Annotated in this window: 17 protein-coding genes and 1 tRNA gene; 11 read left to right on the forward strand and 7 right to left on the reverse strand. The window is 72.0% G+C overall.

All coding sequences use genetic code 11. From position 1 onward, the window contains the following. Positions 1-90: 90 nt before the first annotated feature. Positions 91-1,446 carry a recombinase family protein gene (locus P2H44_RS24880; RefSeq protein WP_275768224.1) on the forward strand — a complete coding sequence of 452 codons (1,356 nt, stop codon included), beginning with the start codon at positions 91-93 and terminating at the stop codon, positions 1,444-1,446. 194 nt (positions 1,447-1,640) lie between these two features. On the opposite strand, the gene P2H44_RS24885 is transcribed toward P2H44_RS24880, so the two are convergent. Then, positions 1,641-1,726, reverse strand: a tRNA-Tyr gene (locus P2H44_RS24885). Between the two features lie 84 nt (positions 1,727-1,810). Here P2H44_RS24885 and rlmB point away from each other — a divergent pair. Both rlmB and P2H44_RS24895 read left to right on the forward strand, forming a co-directional pair. Then, positions 1,811-2,791, forward strand: coding sequence for a 23S rRNA (guanosine(2251)-2'-O)-methyltransferase RlmB (gene rlmB / locus P2H44_RS24890; protein WP_275768138.1), 981 nt, complete (start codon positions 1,811-1,813; stop codon positions 2,789-2,791). Positions 2,792-3,106: 315 nt separating this feature from the next. Beyond that, the gene (locus tag P2H44_RS24895; RefSeq protein ID WP_275768140.1) at positions 3,107-3,625 is read left to right on the forward strand and encodes a CoA-binding protein; all 519 of its coding nucleotides are present in this window, start codon (positions 3,107-3,109) and stop codon (positions 3,623-3,625) included. A gap of 10 nt (positions 3,626-3,635) precedes the next feature. Here the strand turns inward: P2H44_RS24895 and P2H44_RS24900 are convergent, their stop codons facing one another. Further along, a complete protein-coding gene (locus P2H44_RS24900) occupies positions 3,636-4,322 on the reverse strand; it encodes a LuxR family transcriptional regulator (RefSeq protein WP_275768141.1) in 687 nt (228 codons plus the stop codon). Positions 4,323-4,444: 122 nt separating this feature from the next. Here P2H44_RS24900 and P2H44_RS24905 point away from each other — a divergent pair, with 122 nt between their 5' ends. Next, positions 4,445-5,617, forward strand: coding sequence for a thiolase domain-containing protein (locus P2H44_RS24905; protein ID WP_275768143.1), 1,173 nt, complete (start codon positions 4,445-4,447; stop codon positions 5,615-5,617). A gap of 287 nt (positions 5,618-5,904) precedes the next feature. On the opposite strand, the gene P2H44_RS24910 is transcribed toward P2H44_RS24905, so the two are convergent. From P2H44_RS24910 to P2H44_RS24930, 5 genes are all read right to left on the reverse strand, one after another. Then, positions 5,905-7,116 (reverse strand): NAD(P)/FAD-dependent oxidoreductase, encoded by a 1,212-nt coding sequence (locus P2H44_RS24910; RefSeq protein ID WP_275768144.1) that lies wholly within the window; start codon positions 7,114-7,116, stop codon positions 5,905-5,907. Positions 7,117-7,612: 496 nt separating this feature from the next. Further along, positions 7,613-8,398: an SDR family NAD(P)-dependent oxidoreductase gene (locus P2H44_RS24915; RefSeq protein WP_275768145.1), complete on the reverse strand. Its 786-nt coding sequence runs from the start codon at positions 8,396-8,398 to the stop codon at positions 7,613-7,615. After that, positions 8,399-9,454, reverse strand: a complete 1,056-nt coding sequence (locus P2H44_RS24920; RefSeq protein ID WP_275768147.1) for a phosphotransferase — start codon at positions 9,452-9,454, stop codon at positions 8,399-8,401. It lies immediately after the preceding gene. Beyond that, positions 9,451-9,978 (reverse strand): MaoC family dehydratase, encoded by a 528-nt coding sequence (locus P2H44_RS24925; protein WP_275768149.1) that lies wholly within the window; start codon positions 9,976-9,978, stop codon positions 9,451-9,453. The genes P2H44_RS24920 and P2H44_RS24925 overlap by 4 nt, the downstream gene beginning before the upstream one ends. A 1-nt stretch (position 9,979) precedes the next feature. Next, positions 9,980-10,819, reverse strand: coding sequence for an SDR family oxidoreductase (locus P2H44_RS24930; protein ID WP_275768151.1), 840 nt, complete (start codon positions 10,817-10,819; stop codon positions 9,980-9,982). A gap of 125 nt (positions 10,820-10,944) precedes the next feature. Here P2H44_RS24930 and P2H44_RS24935 point away from each other — a divergent pair, with 125 nt between their 5' ends. The 7 genes from P2H44_RS24935 to P2H44_RS24965 all read left to right on the forward strand — a co-directional run bounded on the left by P2H44_RS24935 (position 10,945) and on the right by P2H44_RS24965 (position 19,541). Further along, positions 10,945-11,712 (forward strand): TetR/AcrR family transcriptional regulator, encoded by a 768-nt coding sequence (locus P2H44_RS24935; protein WP_275768152.1) that lies wholly within the window; start codon positions 10,945-10,947, stop codon positions 11,710-11,712. A 32-nt stretch (positions 11,713-11,744) separates the two neighbouring features. Next, a complete protein-coding gene (locus tag P2H44_RS24940) occupies positions 11,745-13,019 on the forward strand; it encodes an acyl-CoA dehydrogenase family protein (RefSeq protein ID WP_462976327.1) in 1,275 nt (424 codons plus the stop codon). 504 nt (positions 13,020-13,523) lie between these two features. Next, on the forward strand, positions 13,524-15,164 hold the full coding sequence (locus P2H44_RS24945) for an ArnT family glycosyltransferase (protein ID WP_275768153.1): 1,641 nt from the start codon (positions 13,524-13,526) through the stop codon (positions 15,162-15,164). A gap of 198 nt (positions 15,165-15,362) precedes the next feature. Then, complete coding sequence (locus P2H44_RS24950) at positions 15,363-16,466, forward strand: polyamine ABC transporter substrate-binding protein (RefSeq protein ID WP_275768155.1); 1,104 nt, start codon at positions 15,363-15,365, stop codon at positions 16,464-16,466. Between the two features lie 14 nt (positions 16,467-16,480). Beyond that, on the forward strand, positions 16,481-17,608 hold the full coding sequence (locus P2H44_RS24955; protein ID WP_275768157.1) for an ABC transporter ATP-binding protein: 1,128 nt from the start codon (positions 16,481-16,483) through the stop codon (positions 17,606-17,608). Positions 17,609-17,824: 216 nt separating this feature from the next. Further along, entirely contained in the window at positions 17,825-18,694 is an 870-nt protein-coding gene (locus P2H44_RS24960) for an ABC transporter permease subunit (protein WP_275768159.1), read from the forward strand. A 22-nt stretch (positions 18,695-18,716) separates the two neighbouring features. Further along, the gene (locus P2H44_RS24965; protein ID WP_462976328.1) at positions 18,717-19,541 is read left to right on the forward strand and encodes an ABC transporter permease subunit; all 825 of its coding nucleotides are present in this window, start codon (positions 18,717-18,719) and stop codon (positions 19,539-19,541) included. The last annotated feature ends 121 nt before the right edge of the window (positions 19,542-19,662 follow it).

Below are 19,662 nucleotides of genomic sequence, written 5' to 3' on the forward strand. Positions count from 1 at the left end.
GCTGTCCAGCACCAAGCGAACCGCGCGATCGCGGACCTCAGGGGAGAACTTGTTCGTCGTCTTGCTCATGGGGCTCCATCCTACTCAGGAGTGGGAGCCTCCGGCAGACCCGGAGCGGTTCAGACGCAGGCCTTCAACACCACCAGCTCGATGGGGCGGCTGACGCTGAACGTGCTGCTGTCCTTCGCGCAGTTCGAGCGGGAGGTCACGGCGGAACGGATCCGGGACAAGATCGCGGCCTCGAAGCGCAAGGGCATGTGGATGGGCGGGCTGCCGCCGCTGGGCTATGACGTTCAGGATCGGGCGCTGGTGGCCAACGAGATCGAGGCGGAGACGGTGCGGAGGATCTTCCGCCGATATCTCGATCTCGGCTGCGTCCGAGCGCTGAAGGCGGACCTGGATGCCGGCGGCATTTTCAGCAAGCGGCGGGCGAACGGCTCGGGCGCCAAGCCGATCTCGCGGGGGGCGCTCTACGAGCTCCTGCGCAACCCGGTCTATGTCGGCGAGACGCGGCACAAGGGCGAGCGGCATCCGGGGATGCACGACCCGATTCTGGATCGCGAGACATGGGACGCGGTGCAGCGGGCGCTGGACGACAACGGCGGTGGAAAGCGATCCGGCTCGTCTCGCTCATCGGCGCGGCCGCTCGACGGTCTGCTGTTCGATGCGCGGGGCCGCCCGATGAAGCCGACGCATGCGTCGCGGTCGGTGAAGGCAGGGCAGGGCGTCGTGCGCAAGCGGTACTGGTACTACGCCTCCCGGCCGGATGGCAACGCGCCGGCGATGCGGATGCCGGCCGGGGAACTGGAGGGCTTCGTCGCGCACACGCTGAAGCTCCATCTCGGTGATGCGGATCGGTTTGCCGCGGATCTGCATCAGGCTGGCGTGCCGCCGACAGGCATCGTGGACGCGCTGAAGCGCGCCGCTGCCCTCGTCGCCGAAGCAGACGATCGCATCGCGCCGCTTGTCGACCTGGTCGAACGGATCGAATTGGGTCGCGACGCGCTGACGATCACGATCAGGCTGACGGCCCTCGTCGATAGGGCCGATCGTGATGCGCCAAGCGAAACGATTCGCATCGAGGCGCCCCTCCGCACTCGCCAGGCCGGCCGGGCGAAGCCCATCGTGATCGGGCTCGGCCGACGCGAGCGGAAGCCGGATGCGGAGCTGATCGCGATGGTCGCCGATGCGCGGCGATGGGCGGGCGAACTGCTCGCGGGCGCCGCCGCATCGGTCGGCGAGATAGAGCGTCGCGAGGGCGGTCGGAAGGGATCGGTCAGCCGCATCCTGCCGCTGGCCTTCCTGGCGCCGGACATCGCGCAGGCGATCCTGGACGGCGGGCAGCCGGACGATCTGACCGCCGGGGCGCTGCGCCGGCTGCCCGACCTGCCGCTCGATTGGACCGAGCAGCGCCGCGTTCTGGGCTTCGAGCCACGGCCGAACTGACCCGCGCTTCGTCTGGGGCCTGCCTCAAGACCTCACCCGAAACCTGGCCGCAGAGCAAACGCCCCGCCGAGGGGCGTTTTCGCTCCGATTCCGGTGCTCTCGTGAGGTCCTGGCGGCGCGACGCGCGGCTAACCTGCGGAAAAGTAAAAGACTTCCGGGGCAGCGCAGCGTCGGCGGTTTTGAGAAGGGCTGCGTGGTGGAGGGGGCTGGATTCGAACCAGCGTAGGGTTTCCCCGACGGATTTACAGTCCGTTGCATTTGACCGCTCTGCCACCCCTCCACAGGGCGCGCGAGGGGGTGTAAGGGGCCCCGGGCGGGAGGTCAAGCGGTCCCCGCGCCTTTTCCAGCCCGAAGGAGCCACGTCATGTCCGAAAATGAAGATGAGGGTGCGCGCGGGGCCGGCGCGTCCTCGCGCGCGGGGCGCGGCGGACGCTCGGGCGGAGGGGCCGTCGGCGGCGAAGGCCGCGGCAAGACCTACGGCAAGCCGGGCGGCAAGGCCTATGGCAAGCCGGGCGCGAAGCCGGCGGGGACGGGCGGCTACAAGGGCGCGACGCGCGCCGGGCCCGCGGGCGGGCCGCGGCCCGCGCCCTGGCGGCAGGGGCCGGGCGGGGACGGGGCGCTTTGGCTCTTCGGGCTGCACGCGGTGCGCGACGCGCTCGCCAACCCTGCGCGGCGCAAGACGCGGCTGATTCTCACCCCCAACGCCGCCGTGCGCCTGGGCGAGGACGTGATCGAGGCGGCGGGGCTCGAGCCCGAATCCGCTGACCCGCGCCGCTTCCACGCGCCGCTCGACCCGCAGTCCGTCCACCAGGGCGCGGCGCTGGAGGTGCTGCCCCTCGACTGGGGCTCGCTCGAGGAGGTCTGCGCGCCGCGCACAGGGCGCGACGTGGTGGTGCTGCTCGACCGGGTGACCGATCCCCACAACGTCGGCGCGGTGCTGCGCTCGGCCGAGGTGTTCGGGGCCCGCGCCGTGGTCGCCCCCGCCCGCCATGCCGCGCCCGAGACCGGGGCGCTCGCCAAGACCGCCTCCGGCGCGCTGGAGCGCCAGCCCTACCTGCGGGTGAAGAACCTCTCGGCCGCGATGGAGACGCTGCGCGAGCTCGGCTATTCGCTGCTGGGCCTCGACGGGGAGGGGGAGGCGACGCTGGACGAGGCGCTCGACGCCCGACCCGGGCCGGTGGCGCTGGCGCTGGGGGCGGAGGGGCCGGGCCTGCGCCCCAAGACGCGCGAGACCTGCGACGCGCTGGTGCGCATCCCCTCGGCGGCGGACTTCGCCTCGCTCAACGTCTCCAACGCCGCGGCGGTGTCGCTCTACGCCGCGACGCGGCCGCGGGGCGGGGCCTGAACCGGGGCGCGGCCTGAGCCGGGGAGGGGCCCAGGCCCGCGCCGGCGCCCCGAAACGGGGCGTGGCCGCGAGGCGACTGCGGCCTGAAACATTCCGCAAACTTTCGCGAGGGGGTTTCCTTGGCGAGGGTGCGACTCCATATACTTGTCATGAGGCGATGACGGTGGGTCCGCCCCCGTCATCCACTCACTGTCCCTCGTTCCGACTTCAGCGCCCGCCTCGTGCGGGCGCTTTTTTCTTGCCCCGCCGCTCCGCGGACAGGACGCCTCCGCGACGACGCTTCCCTGCGCGGGTCCCGGCGCCTAGATTGAGCCCATGACCGAGACTCAAGCCGCCTTCGATCCCCGCTCCAACCCCGGCCCCGAGGGGCTGCGCCGCATCCTGCGCCAGGTGCGGACGGTGGCGATGGTGGGGGTGTCGACCAACCCGGTGCGGCCCTCGAACTACGTGGGGCGCTATCTGTCGCTGAAAGGCTACAAGGTGATCCCGGTGAACCCGGTCGCCGCCGGCCAGCGGCTGTGGGGGCAGGAGGTTCGCGCCTCGCTCGCCGACATCCCGCCGGAGCTGGGGCCGATCGACATGGTCGACGTGTTCCGCCGCTCCGACCAGGCGGGCGAGGTGGTGGACGAGGCGCTGGAGCATCTGCTGGACCGCGGCCTGAAGGTGATCTGGCTGCAGATCGGCGTGGTGAACGAGGCCGCCGCCGCCCGCGCCCGCGAGCGCGGCGTCGAGGTGGTGCAGAACCTCTGCCCGAAGATGGAATACCAGCGCCTGTTCGGAGAGCTGCGCATGGGCGGCATCAACACCGGCGTGATCTCCTCGAAGCTGCGCTGAAGGGGCCTGCTCAGCGCGTCTCCACGATCCGGGAGACGAGCTCGGCCACGTTGCGCGCGCCCAGCTTGCGCATCACCGCGGCCCGGTGCACCTCGACCGTGCGGTGGGAGATGTCGAGCAGCCGCGCGATCTGCTTGGCGGTGCGCCCCTCGACCACGTGCAGCGCGATCTCGCGCTCGCGCGGGGTCAGCGCGGTCTCGGTCGGGGTCTCGGGGCCCTCGAGCTTCTCGAAGGTCCACACCATCAGCTCGAACGGGCGATCCGGCGTCAGCGTGCGGCCGCGGGCGCGGGCCCAGAACATCCGGCCGCCGCGGGCCTGCATCACCCGCTCGTCCTCGTGCACCGGCCGGTCGCGCATCAGGCGCAGCCAGCGCTCGCCGACCGTCCGGAACTCGAAGGCCGAGGGATAGAGCATCCGCACCGACTGCCCCTGCATCAGGTGGCGCGGCCAGCCGAACAGCGCCGCCGCCGCCGGGTTCGCCTGCAATATCCGGCGGTTCGCCAGCACCAGCAGCGCCACCGGCGCCTCGACGAAGGCGAGCGCCGAGAGCGAGGCGTCGTCCGTCGCCGCCGGATCCAGCAGCGCCGCCGTGGCGGAGGCGGGCTTGCGCGCCGGCGCCGCGGCGGGGGCCGGCGTCAGCCCGGCTTCGACGAACAGGTCCGGCTGCGGCTCGGGCGGGGCCTTGCGTCTTGCCATGTCCTCGCCTCCCCGCCGCGCGCTTCGATACGCAGGGACCTACGTAGTCCTACGGATGGAAGCAACCCGCCAGGAGGGTGCATATGCACGCAGGCCCTACGACCCGCGGGAAGGGAGAGACCATGAGCCAGGACATCTACATCACCGGCGCCGGCCACACCAAGTTCGGCCGCCTCGCCGACAGCCTCGAGGACATCATCGTCGAGAGCGCCCGCGAGGCGATGGAGGAGGCGCAGACCGCCCCCTCCGAGATCGACGCGGTGTTCCTGGGCCACTTCAACTCGGGCCTGGTGAAGGACGGCTTCGCCTCCTCCCTGATCCACCAGGCGCATCCCGACTTCCGCTTCACCCCCGCCGCGCGCTGCGAGAACGCCTGCGCCTCGGGCGCGGCCGCGATCCACGCCGGGATCAACGCGATCCTCGCCGGCAAGGCGAAGACGGTGCTGGTGGTGGGGGCCGAGAAGATGACCCACCGCTCCACGCCGGACGTGACCGAGGCGCTGGCCGGCGCCGGCTACCAGAACGACGCCGCCGAGGCGGCGCTGAGCTTCCCGCAGGTCTTCGGCCTCGCCGCGCGCGCCTATGCCGAGCGTCACGGGGATCCGCTGGCCGACATGGCGCGCATCGCCTCCAAGAACCATTCCAACGCGATGGACAACCCGCTCGCCCAGATGCAGCGCCCGATGAGCTTCGAGGCCTGCAACGAGGTCGGCGACAAGAACCCGCTGATCGCGCCGCCGCTGCGGCTGACCGACTGCTCGCTGGTCACCGACGGCGCCGCCGCCATCGTCCTTCAGGCCGCCGACGTCGCGGGCGACGCGAAGAAGCGGGTGAAGATCGTCGCCGCCGAGCATGTCTCCGACTACCTGCCGATGTCGCGCCGCGATTTCGTGGCCTTCGAGGGGCCGGCCCGCGCCATCGCCCAGGCCTACGCGGCCGCGGGCCTGACGGTCGCCGACATCGACTTCGCCGAGGTCCACGACTGCTTCACCATCGCCGAGCTGCTGGTCTACGAGGCCATGGGCCTCGCCCCCGTCGGCAAGGGCGGCCAGGCGATCGCCGAGGGCACGGTGCTGAAGGGCGGCAAGACCCCGGTGAACCTCTCGGGCGGCCTGAAGGCCAAGGGGCACCCGGTGGGGGCCACGGGCGTCTCGATGCACGCGCTGGGCTTCCGCCAGCTGACCAACCAGGCCGGCGGCATGCAGGCCGAGGGCGCCGAGCACGGGCTGCTGTTCAACATGGGCGGCGCGGCGGTGGCGAACTACGCCACGATCCTGCAGGCCGACCGCGCCTGAGGCTGGACGCCGGGGACGGTCGGCCAGGGGGTCCGGCCGCCCGCGTGTCGAGAACTGCGAGGGCCCCGGAGACGCTCCGGGGCCTTTCTTCATGGACCGAGCCCGCGTGGCCCCCGGTCGATGCTTAGGACGGACGAACCGGAGGGGAAGGGCGCCCCGGGCCTGACCCGGGGCCTCGGCGGCGGGCGCCGCGCAGGAGGTCCCGGGTCGAGCCCGGGACACGCCCGCGGCGCGCGGGGGCGCAGTCAGGGGGGCGAGGTCGGAAAGCCGCCCGCCCCGTCCGCCGCTCAGATGATCTCGGTCTCGATCAGCGGCCGGTTCTCCAGCAGCCGCGCCCAGCCGAGGGGCGAGAGGTCGAGGCTGCGGTATTCGCCGTGGATCAGCCACTCGCCCACCCCCCGCGCCACCCCGGCCGCGTGCTGCAGCCCGTGACCCGAGAAGCCGGTGGCGAAGACCAGGTTGGCGACGTCCGGGTGCGGCCCGACCACGCCGTTGCGGTCGAAGGCGTTCCACTCGTAATGGCCCGCCCAGAAGCGCTGCAGGCGGATCGCCTCGAAGGCTTCCGAACGCTCGGCCAGCGCCGGCCAGACGATCTCCTCGAACTCCTCGTGGCGCGGGTCGAAATCGTCGAGCGCGACCTCGGGGTCCTCCACCGGCGGGGCGCCGGCGAGGAAATACCGCCCCTCCGGGCGGCAGAACACGCCCGTGGGGTCGATCATCAGCGGCGGGCGGGTGGCGGGGTCGGGGGGCGTCGCGCAGTCGAAGACGAAGATCGTGCGCTTGCGCGGGCCCACCGGCAGCTCGATCCCCGCCCAGCGCGCCGCGGCGCCCGAGCGCGGCCCCGCCGCCAGCACCGCCGCCCCGCAGCCGATGCGCGCGCCCGAGGCGAGCCGTACGCCCGTCACCCGGTCGCCCTGCATCTCGAAGCCCGCCGCCTCGTCGGTCACGAAACGTGCACCCTGCGCCCTCGCCAGGCGCGAGACGGCGGTCAGCAGGCCCATGTTGTCGAACCAGCCCTCGCCCCGCGTCCCGAAGGCGCCCAGCCGCAGGTCGTCGGTGCGCAGATGCGGCCAGCGCGCGGCGATCTCCTCGGGCGTCAGCAGCGCCACGTCCGCCCCCGCGGCCGCCTGCACCGCGTGGTTCGCCCGCACCGCCGCCTCCTGCGAGGGCGTGGCGGCCAGCATCAGGTAGCCGTCCTCGCGGAAGTTCAGGTCGGGGCCCGGGCCGTCGACGGCGAAGAGATCGGGCGCCGCGCGCAGCACCTCGGCCCCGTAGCGCGAGAGGGCGATCGAGACGGGGGTCGAGAACTGCTGGCGCAGGCCCGAGGCCGACAGCGCGGTCGAGGCGCGGGCGTAGCTCGGGTCCCGCTCGATCACCGTGACCGAGCCCTCGAACCCCAGGAACGCCTTCAGCCAGCAGGCGATGGAGGCGCCGACGACGCCGCCGCCCACGACGACCACGTCGGAGGAGGCGGGAAGGGGGGCGGAAGACTGGGACATGGCGGCGGGCTCCTTGCCCCTCCGCGCTACGCCGGCCGGGCGACGCCTGTCCAGCGGTCCGCCACGGGCGCGGCCCTCCGCCGCGCCGCGCGGGCGGGAGGCGAGCGAGGGGCGCGAGGGTCGACGCGCGGCTCCCGAGCAGGGGCGGGGCGGGCTCCCGGGGACGGAGGCGCCCTGCGGGCGGGCTTGGGGCTGGGGCGGGGGGAGCGCTCGTGAGAGGACTGGCGGGCAGGGGGCGGGCGTCGGGGGCGCTCCTGACTCACCAAAGAACAAAGCGCCCGCGCCTGTCCTTCGGAGCCGTCTCTCGCTGAAGATGCCTGAGCGACTCGCCCGCCGGGGTCAAGGACAAGCCCCGCTTGCGCGGGGTCGCTTCGCGATCCCTGACCCCGGCGGGCGAGTCGCTCTTCACGGCATCAGCGAGAGACGGCTCCGAAGAACAGGCGCTCCCGGCGGGGCCCGGGGCGGGCGGGCGCCCGGGGCGGGCGTCGCGCGCGCCTCAGACGGCGGTGACGCCGCCGTCGATGGCGATGGTCTGGCCGGTCATGAAGCCGTTGGCGGGGTCGGCGGCCCAGAGGATCGCCTGGCAGACCTCCTCGGGCGTGCCCAGGCGGCGCATGGGGACGCCGCGGGAGACGAAGGCCTCGGCCTCGGCCTGGGTCGAGCCCTTGTCCATCATCGCCTTCACCGCCCCCTCCATCACGATCGGGGTCTTGGCGAAGGCCGGGCAGATGGCGTTGATGCGGATGCCGCGCCGCGCGTTCTCGGCGGCGGCCGACCTGGTCAGGCCCACCACGCCGTGCTTGGCCGCGGCGTAGACCGAGATCATCGGGGCGCCGGCGATGCCGGCCAGCGAGGCGATGTTGACGATCGCGCCGCCGCGCCCGCCCTGGCGCGTGTCCATCGCGGGGATCTGCGCGGCCATCGCCTTCCACACCGCCCACAGGTCCACCTCGAAGACCAGCCGGGCGCGCGCGGCCTCGACCTCCTCGAGCCGGGCGCGGGGGTGGGAGAGGCCGGCGTTGTTCACCGCCACGTCGAGGCCGCCGAAGCGGTCCTTCGCCAGCGCCACCAGCCGCTCGTGGAGGTCGTCCTCGGTCACGTCGCCGGCCAGCGTGGCGACCTCGCCCTCGATCCCCGCCGCCACCGCATCGAGCGGCGTCGAGGGATGGTCGGAGAGGACCAGCCGGGCCCCCTCCGCCGCGAACATGCGCGCCGAGACCGATCCGAAGCCGCCCGTGGCCCCGGTGATCAGGACCGTCAGCCCTTCGAACCGGCCCGCCATTCAGACGCCCGCCTTCTCGAGCCCCTCGATGGCGACGCGCGCCACGATGGGGACGTTCTTGCCGGACTTCAGCGCCGTCTCGGGGTCCGAGGCGTTGCCGTCCAGGCCCCGCTTGTAGACGCCCTGGATGATCGCCGCGTAGCGGAACAGCGAGAAGGCCACGTAGAACTCCCAGTTCGGGATCCCCGTCAGGCCGCGGCGCCGGCAGTAGGCCTCGACATATTCCTCCTCGACCGGCAGGCCGGTGGCGCGGCTGCGCTCGAGGTTGCCGATGCCGCGCACGCGCTCGGAGTAGGGCAGCCGCCAGTAGGCGCACTGGTAGCCGAGATCCGCGAACGGGTGGCCCAGCGTCGACAGCTCCCAGTCCAGCACCGCCAGCAGCTTCGGCTCGGTCGGATGGAACATGGCGTTGTCGAGCCGGTAGTCCCCGTGCACCAGGCAGACCACGCCGTCGTCCGCGGGCATGTTCTCGGTCAGCCACTTGATCAGGGCTTCCATGTCCGGGTGATGCTCGGTCTCGGAGGCGCGGTAGTTCTTCGACCAGCGGCCGAACTGACGCTCGTAGTAGCTGCCGGGGCGGCCGAAGTCGGCAAGGCCCACGGCGTTCACGTCCACGTCGTGCAGCGCGGCCATCGCCTCGTTCAGCGCGTCATAGGTGAGAAAACGCTGCTCGGGGTCGAGGTCGGGCAGGCGCGGGTCCCACAGGACGCGGCCCTCGAGATACTCCATCACGTAGAACATCCGCCCGATCGGGCTTTCGTCCCCGTCGGGCGCGAGGTGGAACATCTTCGGCACCGGCACCGGGGTCGGGCCGAGCGCCTTCATCACCTTGTACTCGCGGTCCACCTGGTGGGCCGACTTCAGCAGCTCCCCCGGCGGCTTGGCGCGCATCACGTAGCGGCCGGACTCCGCGGTCAGCAGGTAGGTCGGGTTCGACTGGCCGCCGGAGAACTTCTTGGCCTCCTTCAGGCCCTTGAAGCCCTCGACATGCTTTTCGAGATAGGCGCCCAGCGCGGCCTCGTCGAGCTGGGCGGCGGCGTTGGCTTCGCGGCTCATGCATCGTCTCCGAGCTTCGCGTACCCGCGGGAGGTGGCGACCAGCGCGGGCTTGCCGCCCGAGGCCACTTCCTGGCCCTCGATCTCGACCACCACGTCGTAGGCGGTGACCAGGGCGCCGTCCTTCTCCTGCGCGTCGGCCAGCTTGTAGCGGCCGCGCACGCGGGACCCGACGGAGACCTGGTTGATGAAGCGCACCTTGTCCAGGCCGTAGTTGAAGCCCATCACCGCGCCCTTGACCTTCGGCGACACCTGGTAGGCGAAGCAGGCCAGCAGCGAGAGGGTGAAGAACCCGTGCGCGATGGTGCCGGGCAGGCCGGCCTCCTTGGCGCGGGGCGGGTTGACGTGGATGAAGTTGCGGTCGTCGGTGGCCACCGCGAAGGCGTCCACCGCCTCCTGCGTGATGTGGAACCACGCGGTCACGCCGATCTCCTCGCCGAGCTTCGACTTGAAGTCCGCCACCGACCAGGTCGGCACGTCGCGGGTGAGCGGGTCGTAGTCCTCGACCCCGTTTTCGGTCAGCATCTCAGTCTCTCCCCTTCTCCCACAGGTCTCCGCCCGTCATCACGCCGATGCCCCCGTCCAGCGGCAGGATGCAGCCCGTCACGTAGGCGCCCGCGCGGGAGCACAGATAAAGCGCCGCCCCGGCGATGTCCTCGGGGTGGCCCACCCGCCCGAGCGGGATGTCCTGGCCCACGGCCTCCTGCTTCTCCTCGGTGCCGGTCGCGAAGGCGGTCATGCGCGAGGGGAAGGGGCCGGGGGCGAAGGCGTTGAAGGTCACGCGGCGCGCCGCGCATTCCTTCGCCAGGATCTTGGTCAGCTGGTGCACCGCGGCCTTGGAGGCGGAGTAGGAATAGCTCCCGTCCCCGATCGGCCAGTGGCCCATCACCGAGCCCAGCGAGATCACCCGCGCGGGATCGGCGTCGGTCGCGGCCTTCTCCAGCAGCGGCAGCAGCTGGCGGGTCAGCTCGTAGGCGCCCGCGACGTTGACCCGGAACACCTTGTCCCAGGCCGCGTAGGGGAAGTCGTCGATGCCCTTCGAGGCCCAGGCGACGCCCGCGTTGTTGAAGAGGATGTGCAGCTTGTCGGTGCGCTTCGCCACTTCCTGGGCCAGAAGCTCGCAGCCGCCCTCGGAGCCCACGTCGCCCGAGAAGCCCTCGACCGAGCCGGTCCCGCCGCTTTCCTTGATCAGGGCGTTGATCTCGGCCGCCGTGGCCTCGCACTCGGCGCCCTTGCGCGAGGCGATCAGCACCCGCGCGCCGCCCTGGGCCAGGCCCTCGGCGATCATGCGCCCGATGCCGGTGGCGCCGCCGGTGACCAGCGCGGTCTTGCCGCGCACGCCGAACAGGTCGTCGAGATAGCTCAACGCGTCCTCCCCATGCATTCTGTTGGCCGGGTCTCGCGCCCGGCTCCGGCCGTCCCCGATCAGGGCGCCGGAGCGGATCTCGATCGCCGGCGTTGACGACATACTCGGCAGTATGTAGGCTCCCGATGATGAGCGCAACCCCGCAGCAAAGGCCCGGCGAGGCCCCCGCAGAGCCGTCCGCCGACGCCGCCGTGGAGGTGGTCGCGGCCGCCGCCGCGCAGGCCCGGGACGCGGCCGTCGCCGCGCCCGCGGAATCCGCCGCCGACCCGCTCGCCGCCGCCGAGGCCGCCCGCGCCCAGGCGCTGGAGGAGGTGCTCGCCGCCGCCGCCGTCGCCTTCATGGAGCGGGGCTTCGCCGCCACTTCGATCGACGACGTGGCCCGCGGCATGGGCGCCACCAAGGGGCGGGTCTACCACTACTACCGCTCGAAGCTGGACCTCTTCACCGACGTCGTGCGCCGCAGCCTGGAGCGCATCGGCGCCCAGGTCGCCGAGGCCGAGGCCGAGGGCGGGACCCCGCGCGAGCGGATGGAGCGGATGATGCGCGTGCACGTCCGCTCGATCCTCAAGGACCAGCCCTGGCACCGCTGCGCCCTGCAGGGCGTGGAGATGTTCCTGCGCGAGAGCGCGGCGCCCGAGCAGCGCGCCGCCATGGCCGACCTGATCCGCCTGCGCCACGACCACGAGCGCCTGTTCCTGCGCGTCCTCGACGACGGGATGGAGACGGGCGCGTTCCGACGCTGCGACGCGGCCACCACCGTGCGCACCCTGCTGCCGGCCCTGAACGGTGCCGTCTACTGGTATCGCCCCCGCGACGGCGAGACCGAGGCGCACCTGGCCCGCATCATCGACGAAATCGTCGCCTTCGCCCTGGGCGGACTGGAAGCCCGCTAGAGCCGGGCCGGCGACGCTGAAGGGAGGACCCCATGAACGCACGACCCGAGGTCATCAAACCCGAGCTCGAGACCATGTCCCTGGGCATGACCGAGCGCCTCAAGCCCCTGCACGAGGCGGTGGCGACGATGGTCCGCGACGAGATCATCCCCGCCTCGGCCGCCTTCGAGGAGGCCCACGCCAAGGCGCCGGACCCCTGGACCTACACGCCCGAGATGCTCGAGATCATCGACGGGCTGAAGGCCAAGGCGAAGGAGCGCGGGCTCTGGAACTTCTGGCTGACGGATTCGGACCGGGGCTACGGCCTGTCGACCGTCGAATACGCCTATCTGGCCGAGGAGATGGGCAAGGCGCCGCTGGGGGCCGAGACCTTCAACTGCTCCGCCCCCGACACCGGCAACATGGAGGTGCTGGAGCGCTACGGCTCGCAGGCCCACAAGGACAAGTGGCTGGGCAAGCTGCTCGAGGGCAAGATCCGCTCGGCCTACGTGATGACCGAGCCGCAGACGGCCTCCTCGGACGCCACCAACATCCGCCTGAGCTGCGTGCGCGACGGCGACCACTACGTGCTGAACGGCGAGAAGTGGTGGATCTCGGGCGCCGGCGACCCGCGCTGCGAGCTCTACATCGTCATGGTGCACACGCCCTCCGACGACCGTCCCAAGCACCAGCAGCATTCCCAGATCCTGGTGGATCCCAAGACGCCGGGCATCACCAAGCTGCGGGCCATGCAGGTCTTCGGCAATCCCGACGCGCCCCACGGCCACCTGCACCTGCGCTTCGAGAACGTGCGCGTGCCGGCGGAGAACCTGCTGCTGGGCGAGGGCCGGGGCTTCGAGATCTCCCAGGGCCGCCTCGGGCCGGGCCGCATCCACCACTGCATGCGCGCCATCGGCCAGGCCGAGCGGGCGCTGGAGCTGATGATCAAGCGCTCGCTCGAGCGCGAGGCCTTCGGCCAGCCGCTCTACAAGCTGGGGGCCAACTACGACATCATCGCCGAGTGCCGGATCAAGATCGAGCAGGCTCGCCTGCTGTGCCTGAAGGCGGCCTGGATGATGGACCAGGGCGACCCGCGCCAGGCGGGGCCGTGGATCTCGATGATCAAGACCGCGGCGCCGCGCATGGCGCTGGAGGTGATCGACGAAGCGATGCAGATGCATGGCGCGGGCGGCCTGAGCCAGGACTTCCCGCTGGCCCACATGTGGACCCACGTGCGCACCCTGCGCCAGGCCGACGGCCCCGACGCGGTGCACCGCCGCCAGGTCGCGCGCCGCGAGCTGCGCCAGTACACGCAGGAGAAGGTGTGATCGGGGGCTGACCCCCTCGCACGCAAAGGCGGCGCGCCCCGGCCCGGGGCGCGCCGCTTCGCTTTTCGGGGGAGCTCTTGCGGGGAGCGGTCTACAGGCGCCCTGCGGGCGGGCTTGGGCCTGGAGGCGCAGTTGCCGCGCGCCGGGCGGGACGGCGCGGGAGGCGGGCGGGGAGGGCGCTTCGGGAACCCACCAAAGAACAGGCCCGCGCCTGTCCTTCGCTGCCGTCCGTCGCTGTTGATGCCTGAGCGACTCGCCCGCCGGGGTCAAGGACAAGCCCCGCTTGCGCGGGGTCGCTTCGCGATCCCTGACCCCGGCGGGCGAGTCGCTCTTCACGGCATCAGCGACGGACGGCTCCGAAGAACAGGCGCTCGCGGCGAGGCCGGGGGCGGGCAGGCGCCTGGGGCGAGCCAGGGGCGCGGCCCGGGGGGCTGTTGCGCGCGAGGGCGGGCGCTGGCAGAACCGGGGCGCGCCGGAGGCGAGGCGCACGATCCCGGAGCGAGCATGAGCGCGCAGAGCAGCAGGACCCCCTCGCGGGCGCGGCAGGCCGCGCCGCGCAAACCGGCCGCGGCCGGGGGCGGGGGCGCTCCGAAAGGCGGCGGCAAGGGCGGCGGGCGTCGCGGCGGCGGCGCGGGCGCGGCGGCGGCGGCCGAGCGGCTGCTGTGGTCGAAGCGCGCCTGGGCGCTGCTGCTGGGGCTCGCGCTGCTGCGGCTGGCGCTGAACGCGCTGGGGCTGATCCCGGTGCATTTCGACGAGGCGCAGTACTGGGCCTACGGGCGGGAGATGGCCTTCGGCCACTACTCCAAGCCGCCGCTGGTGGGCTGGCTGATCCTGGCCTCGACGAGCGTGCTGGGCGACACCGCCTTCGCCCTGCGCTTCTTCGCGCCGCTCGCGCATCTCGCGGTCGGCGCGGGCGTGTTCCTGACCGCCCGGCGCCTGTTCGACGCGCGCACCGGGTTCTGGGCGGCGCTGCTCTATTCCGCGGCGCCCGGCGTCTCGATCTCCGCCGGGCTGATGACCACCGATCCGGTGATGATGGCGGGCTGGGCGCTGGCGCTCTATGCGCTGGTGCGCGCGATGGAAGTCGAGCCCGGGCCGAAGATGCCCGAGCCCTGGGGCTGGTGGGCGCTGGTGGGCCTGGGCGTGGGCCTGGGGATGCTGGCGAAGTACACCGCCATCGCCCTGCCGCTGGGGCTGATCGGCTATGTCCTCTTTTCCCGCGAGGCGCCCCTCGCGCCCTCGCGCAGGCGCGGCGCGGGACTGGCGGCCGGCGTGGCGCTGCTGGTCCTCTCGCCCAACCTCGCCTGGAACGCGGCGCACGGCTTCGTCACCATCACCCACCTGGGCGAGAACGCGGAGGTCGGGCGCGGGGGCCTGGTGCATCCCGAGAAGCTGGCGGAGTTCCTGGGCGCGCAGTTCGGGGTGATCGGCCCGGTGGCCTTCCTCGCCGTGCTGGCGGCGCTGGTCACGCTGCCCCTCGACCCCGCCCGCCGCGGCGACTGGCGCGAGCGGCTGCTGGCCTGGTCGGCCGCGCCCCTGCTGGCGGCGATGTGCGTGCAGGCCTTCCTCAGCCAGGCCAACGCCAACTGGGCGGCGCCGGCCTATGTGGGCGGCTCGATCCTCGCCGCGCGCTGGCTGCTGGCCCGGCCCTGGGGGGAGCTTGCGGGCAAGGTCCAGGCGGGCGTGGGGATCGCGGCGGTGGTCGTCGTCTTCGCGCTGGGCGGGGTCTACGACCTCTGGGGCCGCGACCTGCCGCGCTTCGCCGACCCGTTCAAGAAGATGCGCAACGGCGGCCCGTTCTGCGAGGCGGCGCTGAGCGCGATGGAGGGGGAGGGCGCGCAGGTCCTGCTCTCGAACGACCGCCGGCGCCTGTCGGAATGCCTGTTCGAGGGCGGCATGGACTTCAAGGACGTGGCGGTCTGGGACCCCGACGGAACCCCCTCGAACCACTTCGAGTTCCGCTCCCGGCTCGAGCCCGGCGACGACCGGCTGATGCTGCTGGCCGTCGAGAGCGCCGAGCAGGGCGAGGAGATCGCCGCCCGTTTCGCCTGGGCCCTGCCGGTGGGGGAGGGCGCCTTCGCCACCCATTCCGACCGCTCGGTGACCTACGTCCTGTGGGCGGTGGAGGGGTTCGAGGGCTACTGACCGGCCCGCCTGCGCCCGCCCGCTTTCCCGATCCGCCCGGCCCTGCGGCGGGCCGCGGCGCGGGCCCGGCAAGGGCGGCCGGGGCGCCGTGACGGGCGCGTTCAGAATCCCCCTTTCGCGCCTGCGAAGCCGCACATAAGGTCGACTCACGACAGGGCCTGCACGCTGCGCAGGCGCCGCCGACAGGGAGCCTATCCGATGACCTCCAAGACCGCCCTTTCCCTCCTCGCCGCCGCGGCCGCCGCCAACGTCGCCGGCGCCGCCTTCGCGGCCGAGGAGCCCGTGCTGAACATCTACAACTGGTCCGACTACATCGCCGAGGACACGATCGAGAAGTTCGAGGCGGCCACCGGGATCAAGGTCACCTACGACGTCTACGACTCCAACGAGGTGCTCGAGGCCAAGATGATGGCCGGCTCCTCGGGCTACGACGTGGTGGTGCCGACGGGCGACTTCCTGGCCCGCCAGATCGCCGCCGGCGTCTACCAGCCGCTGGACAAGAGCCTGCTGCCCAACCTCGCGAACATGGACGCCGCGCTGATGGAGCGCCTGGCCAACTTCGACGAGGGCAACGCCCACGCGGTCGTCTACCTGTGGGGCACCACCGGCATCGGCTACAACACCGCCAAGATCGCCGAGCGGCTGGGCGACGACGCCCCCACCGACAGCTGGTCGCTGGTCTTCGACGAGGCCAACGCCGCCAAGCTCGCCGATTGCGGCATCACCCTGCTGGACGCCCCGACCGAGGTGATCCCCGCGGCGATGAACTACCTCGGGCTCGATCCGCGCTCGACCAAGAAGGACGACATCGAGGCGGCGGAGGCGCTGCTCAAGACCATCGCGCCGCACGTGCGCTACTTCCATTCCTCGCAGTACATCAACGACCTGGCGAACGGCGACGTGTGCCTCTCGGTCGGCTGGTCGGGCGACATCTTCCAGGCCCGCGACCGCGCGGCCGAGGCCGACAACGGCGTCGAGATCGCCTACGTGATCCCCAAGGAAGGCGCGCTGATGTGGATGGACACGCTGGCGATCCCCGCCGACGCGCCCCATCCCGAGAACGCCCACAAGTTCATCGACTTCGTGATGGACGCCCAGATCACCGCCGACATCACCAACTACGTCTGGTACGCCAACGCCAACACCGCCTCGATGGACATGGTCGAGGCCGAGATCAAGGAAGACCCGGGCATCTTCCCCTCCGACGAGGCCAAGCAGCACCTGTGGACCGCGATGGTCTACGACGCCAAGACGGACCGGCTGGTGAACCGGGCCTGGACCTCGATCAAGACCGGCAAGTAAGGCGGATCGGGGGGGTGGCCGCGCCGTCGAACCTGCGCGCTCCGAAGTCGGAGCGCGCCTTCATCCGGATCGTGGACCTGGTGAAGACCTTCGACGGCTTCCGCGCCGTCGACAACGTCAGCCTCGACGTCGCCGAGGGGGAGATCTTCTGCCTCCTCGGCGGCTCCGGTTCGGGCAAGTCGACGCTCCTGCGGATGCTGGCGGGGTTCGAGACCCCCGACAGCGGCCGCATCGAGATCGACGGCCAGGACATGACCGCCGTTCCCCCGTGGGAGCGGCCGGTCAACATGATGTTCCAGTCCTACGCCCTGTTCCCGCACATGAGCGTGGCCAAGAACATCGCCTACGGCCTGAAGCAGGACCGCATGCCCAAGGCCGAGATCGAGGCCCAGGTGAAGCGGATGCTGGAACTGGTGAAGCTCGACAAGCTCGGTCACCGCAAGCCCCACCAGCTCTCGGGCGGCCAGCGCCAGCGCGTGGCGCTGGCCCGCGCGCTCGCCAAGAAGCCCAAGGCGCTGCTGCTGGACGAACCCCTCTCCGCGCTCGACAAGAAGCTGCGCGAGGAGACCCAGTTCGAGCTGATGGACATCCAGGAGAGCCTGGGCACCACCTTCATCGTGGTCACCCACGACCAGGAGGAGGCGATGACGCTGGGCACCCGCATCGGCGTCATGGACCAGGGCCGGCTGGTGCAGGTGGACGCGCCGCGCGACCTCTACGAATTCCCCAAGAACCGCTTCATCGCGGATTTCGTGGGCTCGGTGAACATCTTCGAGGGGCGGGTGACCGAGGACGAGTCCGACCACCTGCGCGTCGGCTCGGACGCGCTGGGCGGCGAGATCTACATCGACCACGGCATGAGCTGCCAGCTCGGCCAGACCGTCTGGGTCGCCGTGCGCCCCGAGAAGCTGCGCCTGCACCGCGAAGCGCCCGAGGGGCCCGTGGGCGGCGCGGCGCAGGGCGTGGTCGAGGACATCGCCTACATGGGCGGGCTCAGCCACTACCGCGTGGTCCTGCCCTCGGGCCAGCGGGTGCGCGCGACGCTCGCCAACCGCGACCGCCACGACGCCGCCGCGCCCACCTGGGAGGAGACGGTCTGGATCTCCTGGCCGCCCGCCGCCGGCGTGGCGCTGCTGTCGTGAGGCCCGCGCGATGACCCCGCCCGCCGCGCCTGCGCCCCCGCCCGCCGCCCGGCCGGCCCGTGCCGTCGCCCCGGCGGCGTTCCCGGGCCCGGAGGCGCCCTGCGGGCGGGCCTGGCTGTGTCGCGCCCGCCGCGGACGATGTGCGGGCAGGGCGCCTGCGCCGCGGGCCGGCATGCGCTCCGCGCCCTCCCCTCTCGCCGACCGGAGGCGTTGCCGATGACCTGGATCCTGCGCCGCGGCCGCGCGCTGGTCGTCGCCGCCCCGACCCTTTGGCTGACGCTGTTCTTCCTGGTCCCCTTCCTGGTGGTCCTGCGCGTCAGCCTGTCCGAGCCCGCCATCGCCCGGCCCCCCTACACCTCGCTGTGGGACTGGCAGGACGGGCTGCTGACGCTGACGCTCAACATCGGCAACTACCTCTACCTGCTCGAGGACGACCTCTACGTCTCGGCCTACCTGAACTCGATCTGGATGGCCGCCACCTCGACCCTGATCTGCCTGCTGATCGCCTACCCGATGGCGCTGCTGATCGCCCGCTCGCGCTATTCCAGCCTGCTGCTGATGCTGGTGATCCTGCCGTTCTGGACCAGCTTCCTGCTGCGCATGTACGCGCTGATCGGGCTGATGAGCCCCACGGGCTTCATCAACTCGGCGCTGGGCCTGATCGGGCTGGGCCCGGTCACGATGCTGCAGACCGACTTCGCGATCTACGTGGGCATGGTCACCGGCTACCTGCCGCTGATGATCCTGCCGCTCTACTCCACGCTCGAGAAGCTCGACGGCGCGCTGCTCGAGGCGTCCCACGACCTCGGCGCCCGGCCCTGGCGGGCGTTCCTCGACGTGACCCTGCCGCTGTCTATGCCCGGCGTGATCGCGGGCAGCCTGCTGGTCTTCATCCCCTCGGTCGGCGAGTACGTGATCCCCGCGCTGCTGGGCGGCCCCGACCAGCTGATGATCGGCAAGACGCTGTGGACCGAGTTCTTCAACAACCGCGACTGGCCGCTGGCCTCGTCGGTCGCCATCGCCATGCTGGCCTTCCTGGTGGTGCCGATCATGTTCGCGCGCAACGCCCTGGGGGTGAAGGACTGATGCGACGCGGAGGACCGACCCGATGAGCGACTCCCGCATGTCCGGCCGCGGCGCCTCGCGCTTCGCGCTGCCGCTGGCCGCCGCCTTCGGCTTCGCGGTGCTCTACGTGCCGCTGGCGATCATGGTGGTCTACTCGTTCAACGCCTCGAAGCTCGCCTCCGTCTGGGGGGGCTGGTCGACGCAGTGGTACGGGGAGCTTCTGCGCAACGACCAGATCCTGCAGGCGGCCTGGGTCAGCCTGAAGGTCGCCGCGCTCTCGGCCACGCTGGGCACGATCTTCGGCTGCCTGATCGGCTACGCCATGTCCCGCTTCGGCCGCTTCCGTCCCCGCCTGCTGCTGTCGGGCATGGCCACCGCGCCCATCGTGATGCCCGACGTGGTCACCGGCCTGTCGCTGCTGCTGCTCTTCATCTCGATGGAGGGGCTGCTGGGCTGGCCGGCGGAGCGGGGCGTGGACACCATCGTCATCGCCCACGCCACCTTCTGCATGGCCTTCGTGGCGGTGATCGTGCAGGCGCGGCTGACCGACGTCGACACCTCGGTCGAGGAGGCGGCGATGGACCTCGGCGCCCGGCAGCCGCGGGTGTTCTTCGACGTCACCCTGCCGATGCTGACCCCGGCCCTGGTGGCGGGGTGGCTCTTGAGCTTCACCCTCTCGCTCGACGACCTGGTGATCGCGAGCTTCGTCTCCGGCCCCGGCGCCTCGACCCTGCCGATGGTGGTCTTCTCGAAGGTGCGGCTGGGCGTGACGCCCGAGATCAACGCGCTCGCCACCCTGATGATCCTGCTGGTCGCCTGCTTCGTGGGCCTGGCCGCCTGGCGGATGCGCAAGACCGGCAGGGCCTGAGCGCCGCCGCGGAGGGGCGGCCCGCCTTCTCTCCGCCGACAGGCCGGCGTCCCCGAGTCCGGAGGGTCGGCTGCGTCTCCTCAAGCGACGCCCGCGTTCCGCCCTGCGGCGCCGAGGCGTC

The sequence above is a fragment of the Albimonas marina genome (assembly GCF_029223255.1).
In the GTDB taxonomy this organism is placed as follows: Bacteria; Pseudomonadota; Alphaproteobacteria; order Rhodobacterales; family Rhodobacteraceae; genus Albimonas.

What these genes read in the sequence shown, in the direction of transcription:
- rlmB (WP_275768138.1), top strand. Translation starts at nt 1,811, where the DNA reads ATGTCCGAAAATGAAGATGAGGGTGCGCGCGGGGCCGGCGCGTCCTCG.
- P2H44_RS24895 (WP_275768140.1), top strand. Translation starts at nt 3,107, where the DNA reads ATGACCGAGACTCAAGCCGCCTTCGATCCCCGCTCCAACCCCGGCCCC.
- P2H44_RS24900 (WP_275768141.1), bottom strand. Translation starts at nt 4,322, where the DNA reads ATGGCAAGACGCAAGGCCCCGCCCGAGCCGCAGCCGGACCTGTTCGTC.
- P2H44_RS24905 (WP_275768143.1), top strand. Translation starts at nt 4,445, where the DNA reads ATGAGCCAGGACATCTACATCACCGGCGCCGGCCACACCAAGTTCGGC.
- P2H44_RS24910 (WP_275768144.1), bottom strand. Translation starts at nt 7,116, where the DNA reads ATGTCCCAGTCTTCCGCCCCCCTTCCCGCCTCCTCCGACGTGGTCGTC.
- P2H44_RS24915 (WP_275768145.1), bottom strand. Translation starts at nt 8,398, where the DNA reads ATGGCGGGCCGGTTCGAAGGGCTGACGGTCCTGATCACCGGGGCCACG.
- P2H44_RS24920 (WP_275768147.1), bottom strand. Translation starts at nt 9,454, where the DNA reads ATGAGCCGCGAAGCCAACGCCGCCGCCCAGCTCGACGAGGCCGCGCTG.
- P2H44_RS24925 (WP_275768149.1), bottom strand. Translation starts at nt 9,978, where the DNA reads ATGCTGACCGAAAACGGGGTCGAGGACTACGACCCGCTCACCCGCGAC.
- P2H44_RS24935 (WP_275768152.1), top strand. Translation starts at nt 10,945, where the DNA reads ATGATGAGCGCAACCCCGCAGCAAAGGCCCGGCGAGGCCCCCGCAGAG.
- P2H44_RS24940 (WP_462976327.1), top strand. Translation starts at nt 11,745, where the DNA reads ATGAACGCACGACCCGAGGTCATCAAACCCGAGCTCGAGACCATGTCC.
- P2H44_RS24945 (WP_275768153.1), top strand. Translation starts at nt 13,524, where the DNA reads ATGAGCGCGCAGAGCAGCAGGACCCCCTCGCGGGCGCGGCAGGCCGCG.
- P2H44_RS24950 (WP_275768155.1), top strand. Translation starts at nt 15,363, where the DNA reads ATGACCTCCAAGACCGCCCTTTCCCTCCTCGCCGCCGCGGCCGCCGCC.
- P2H44_RS24960 (WP_275768159.1), top strand. Translation starts at nt 17,825, where the DNA reads ATGACCTGGATCCTGCGCCGCGGCCGCGCGCTGGTCGTCGCCGCCCCG.
- P2H44_RS24965 (WP_462976328.1), top strand. Translation starts at nt 18,717, where the DNA reads ATGAGCGACTCCCGCATGTCCGGCCGCGGCGCCTCGCGCTTCGCGCTG.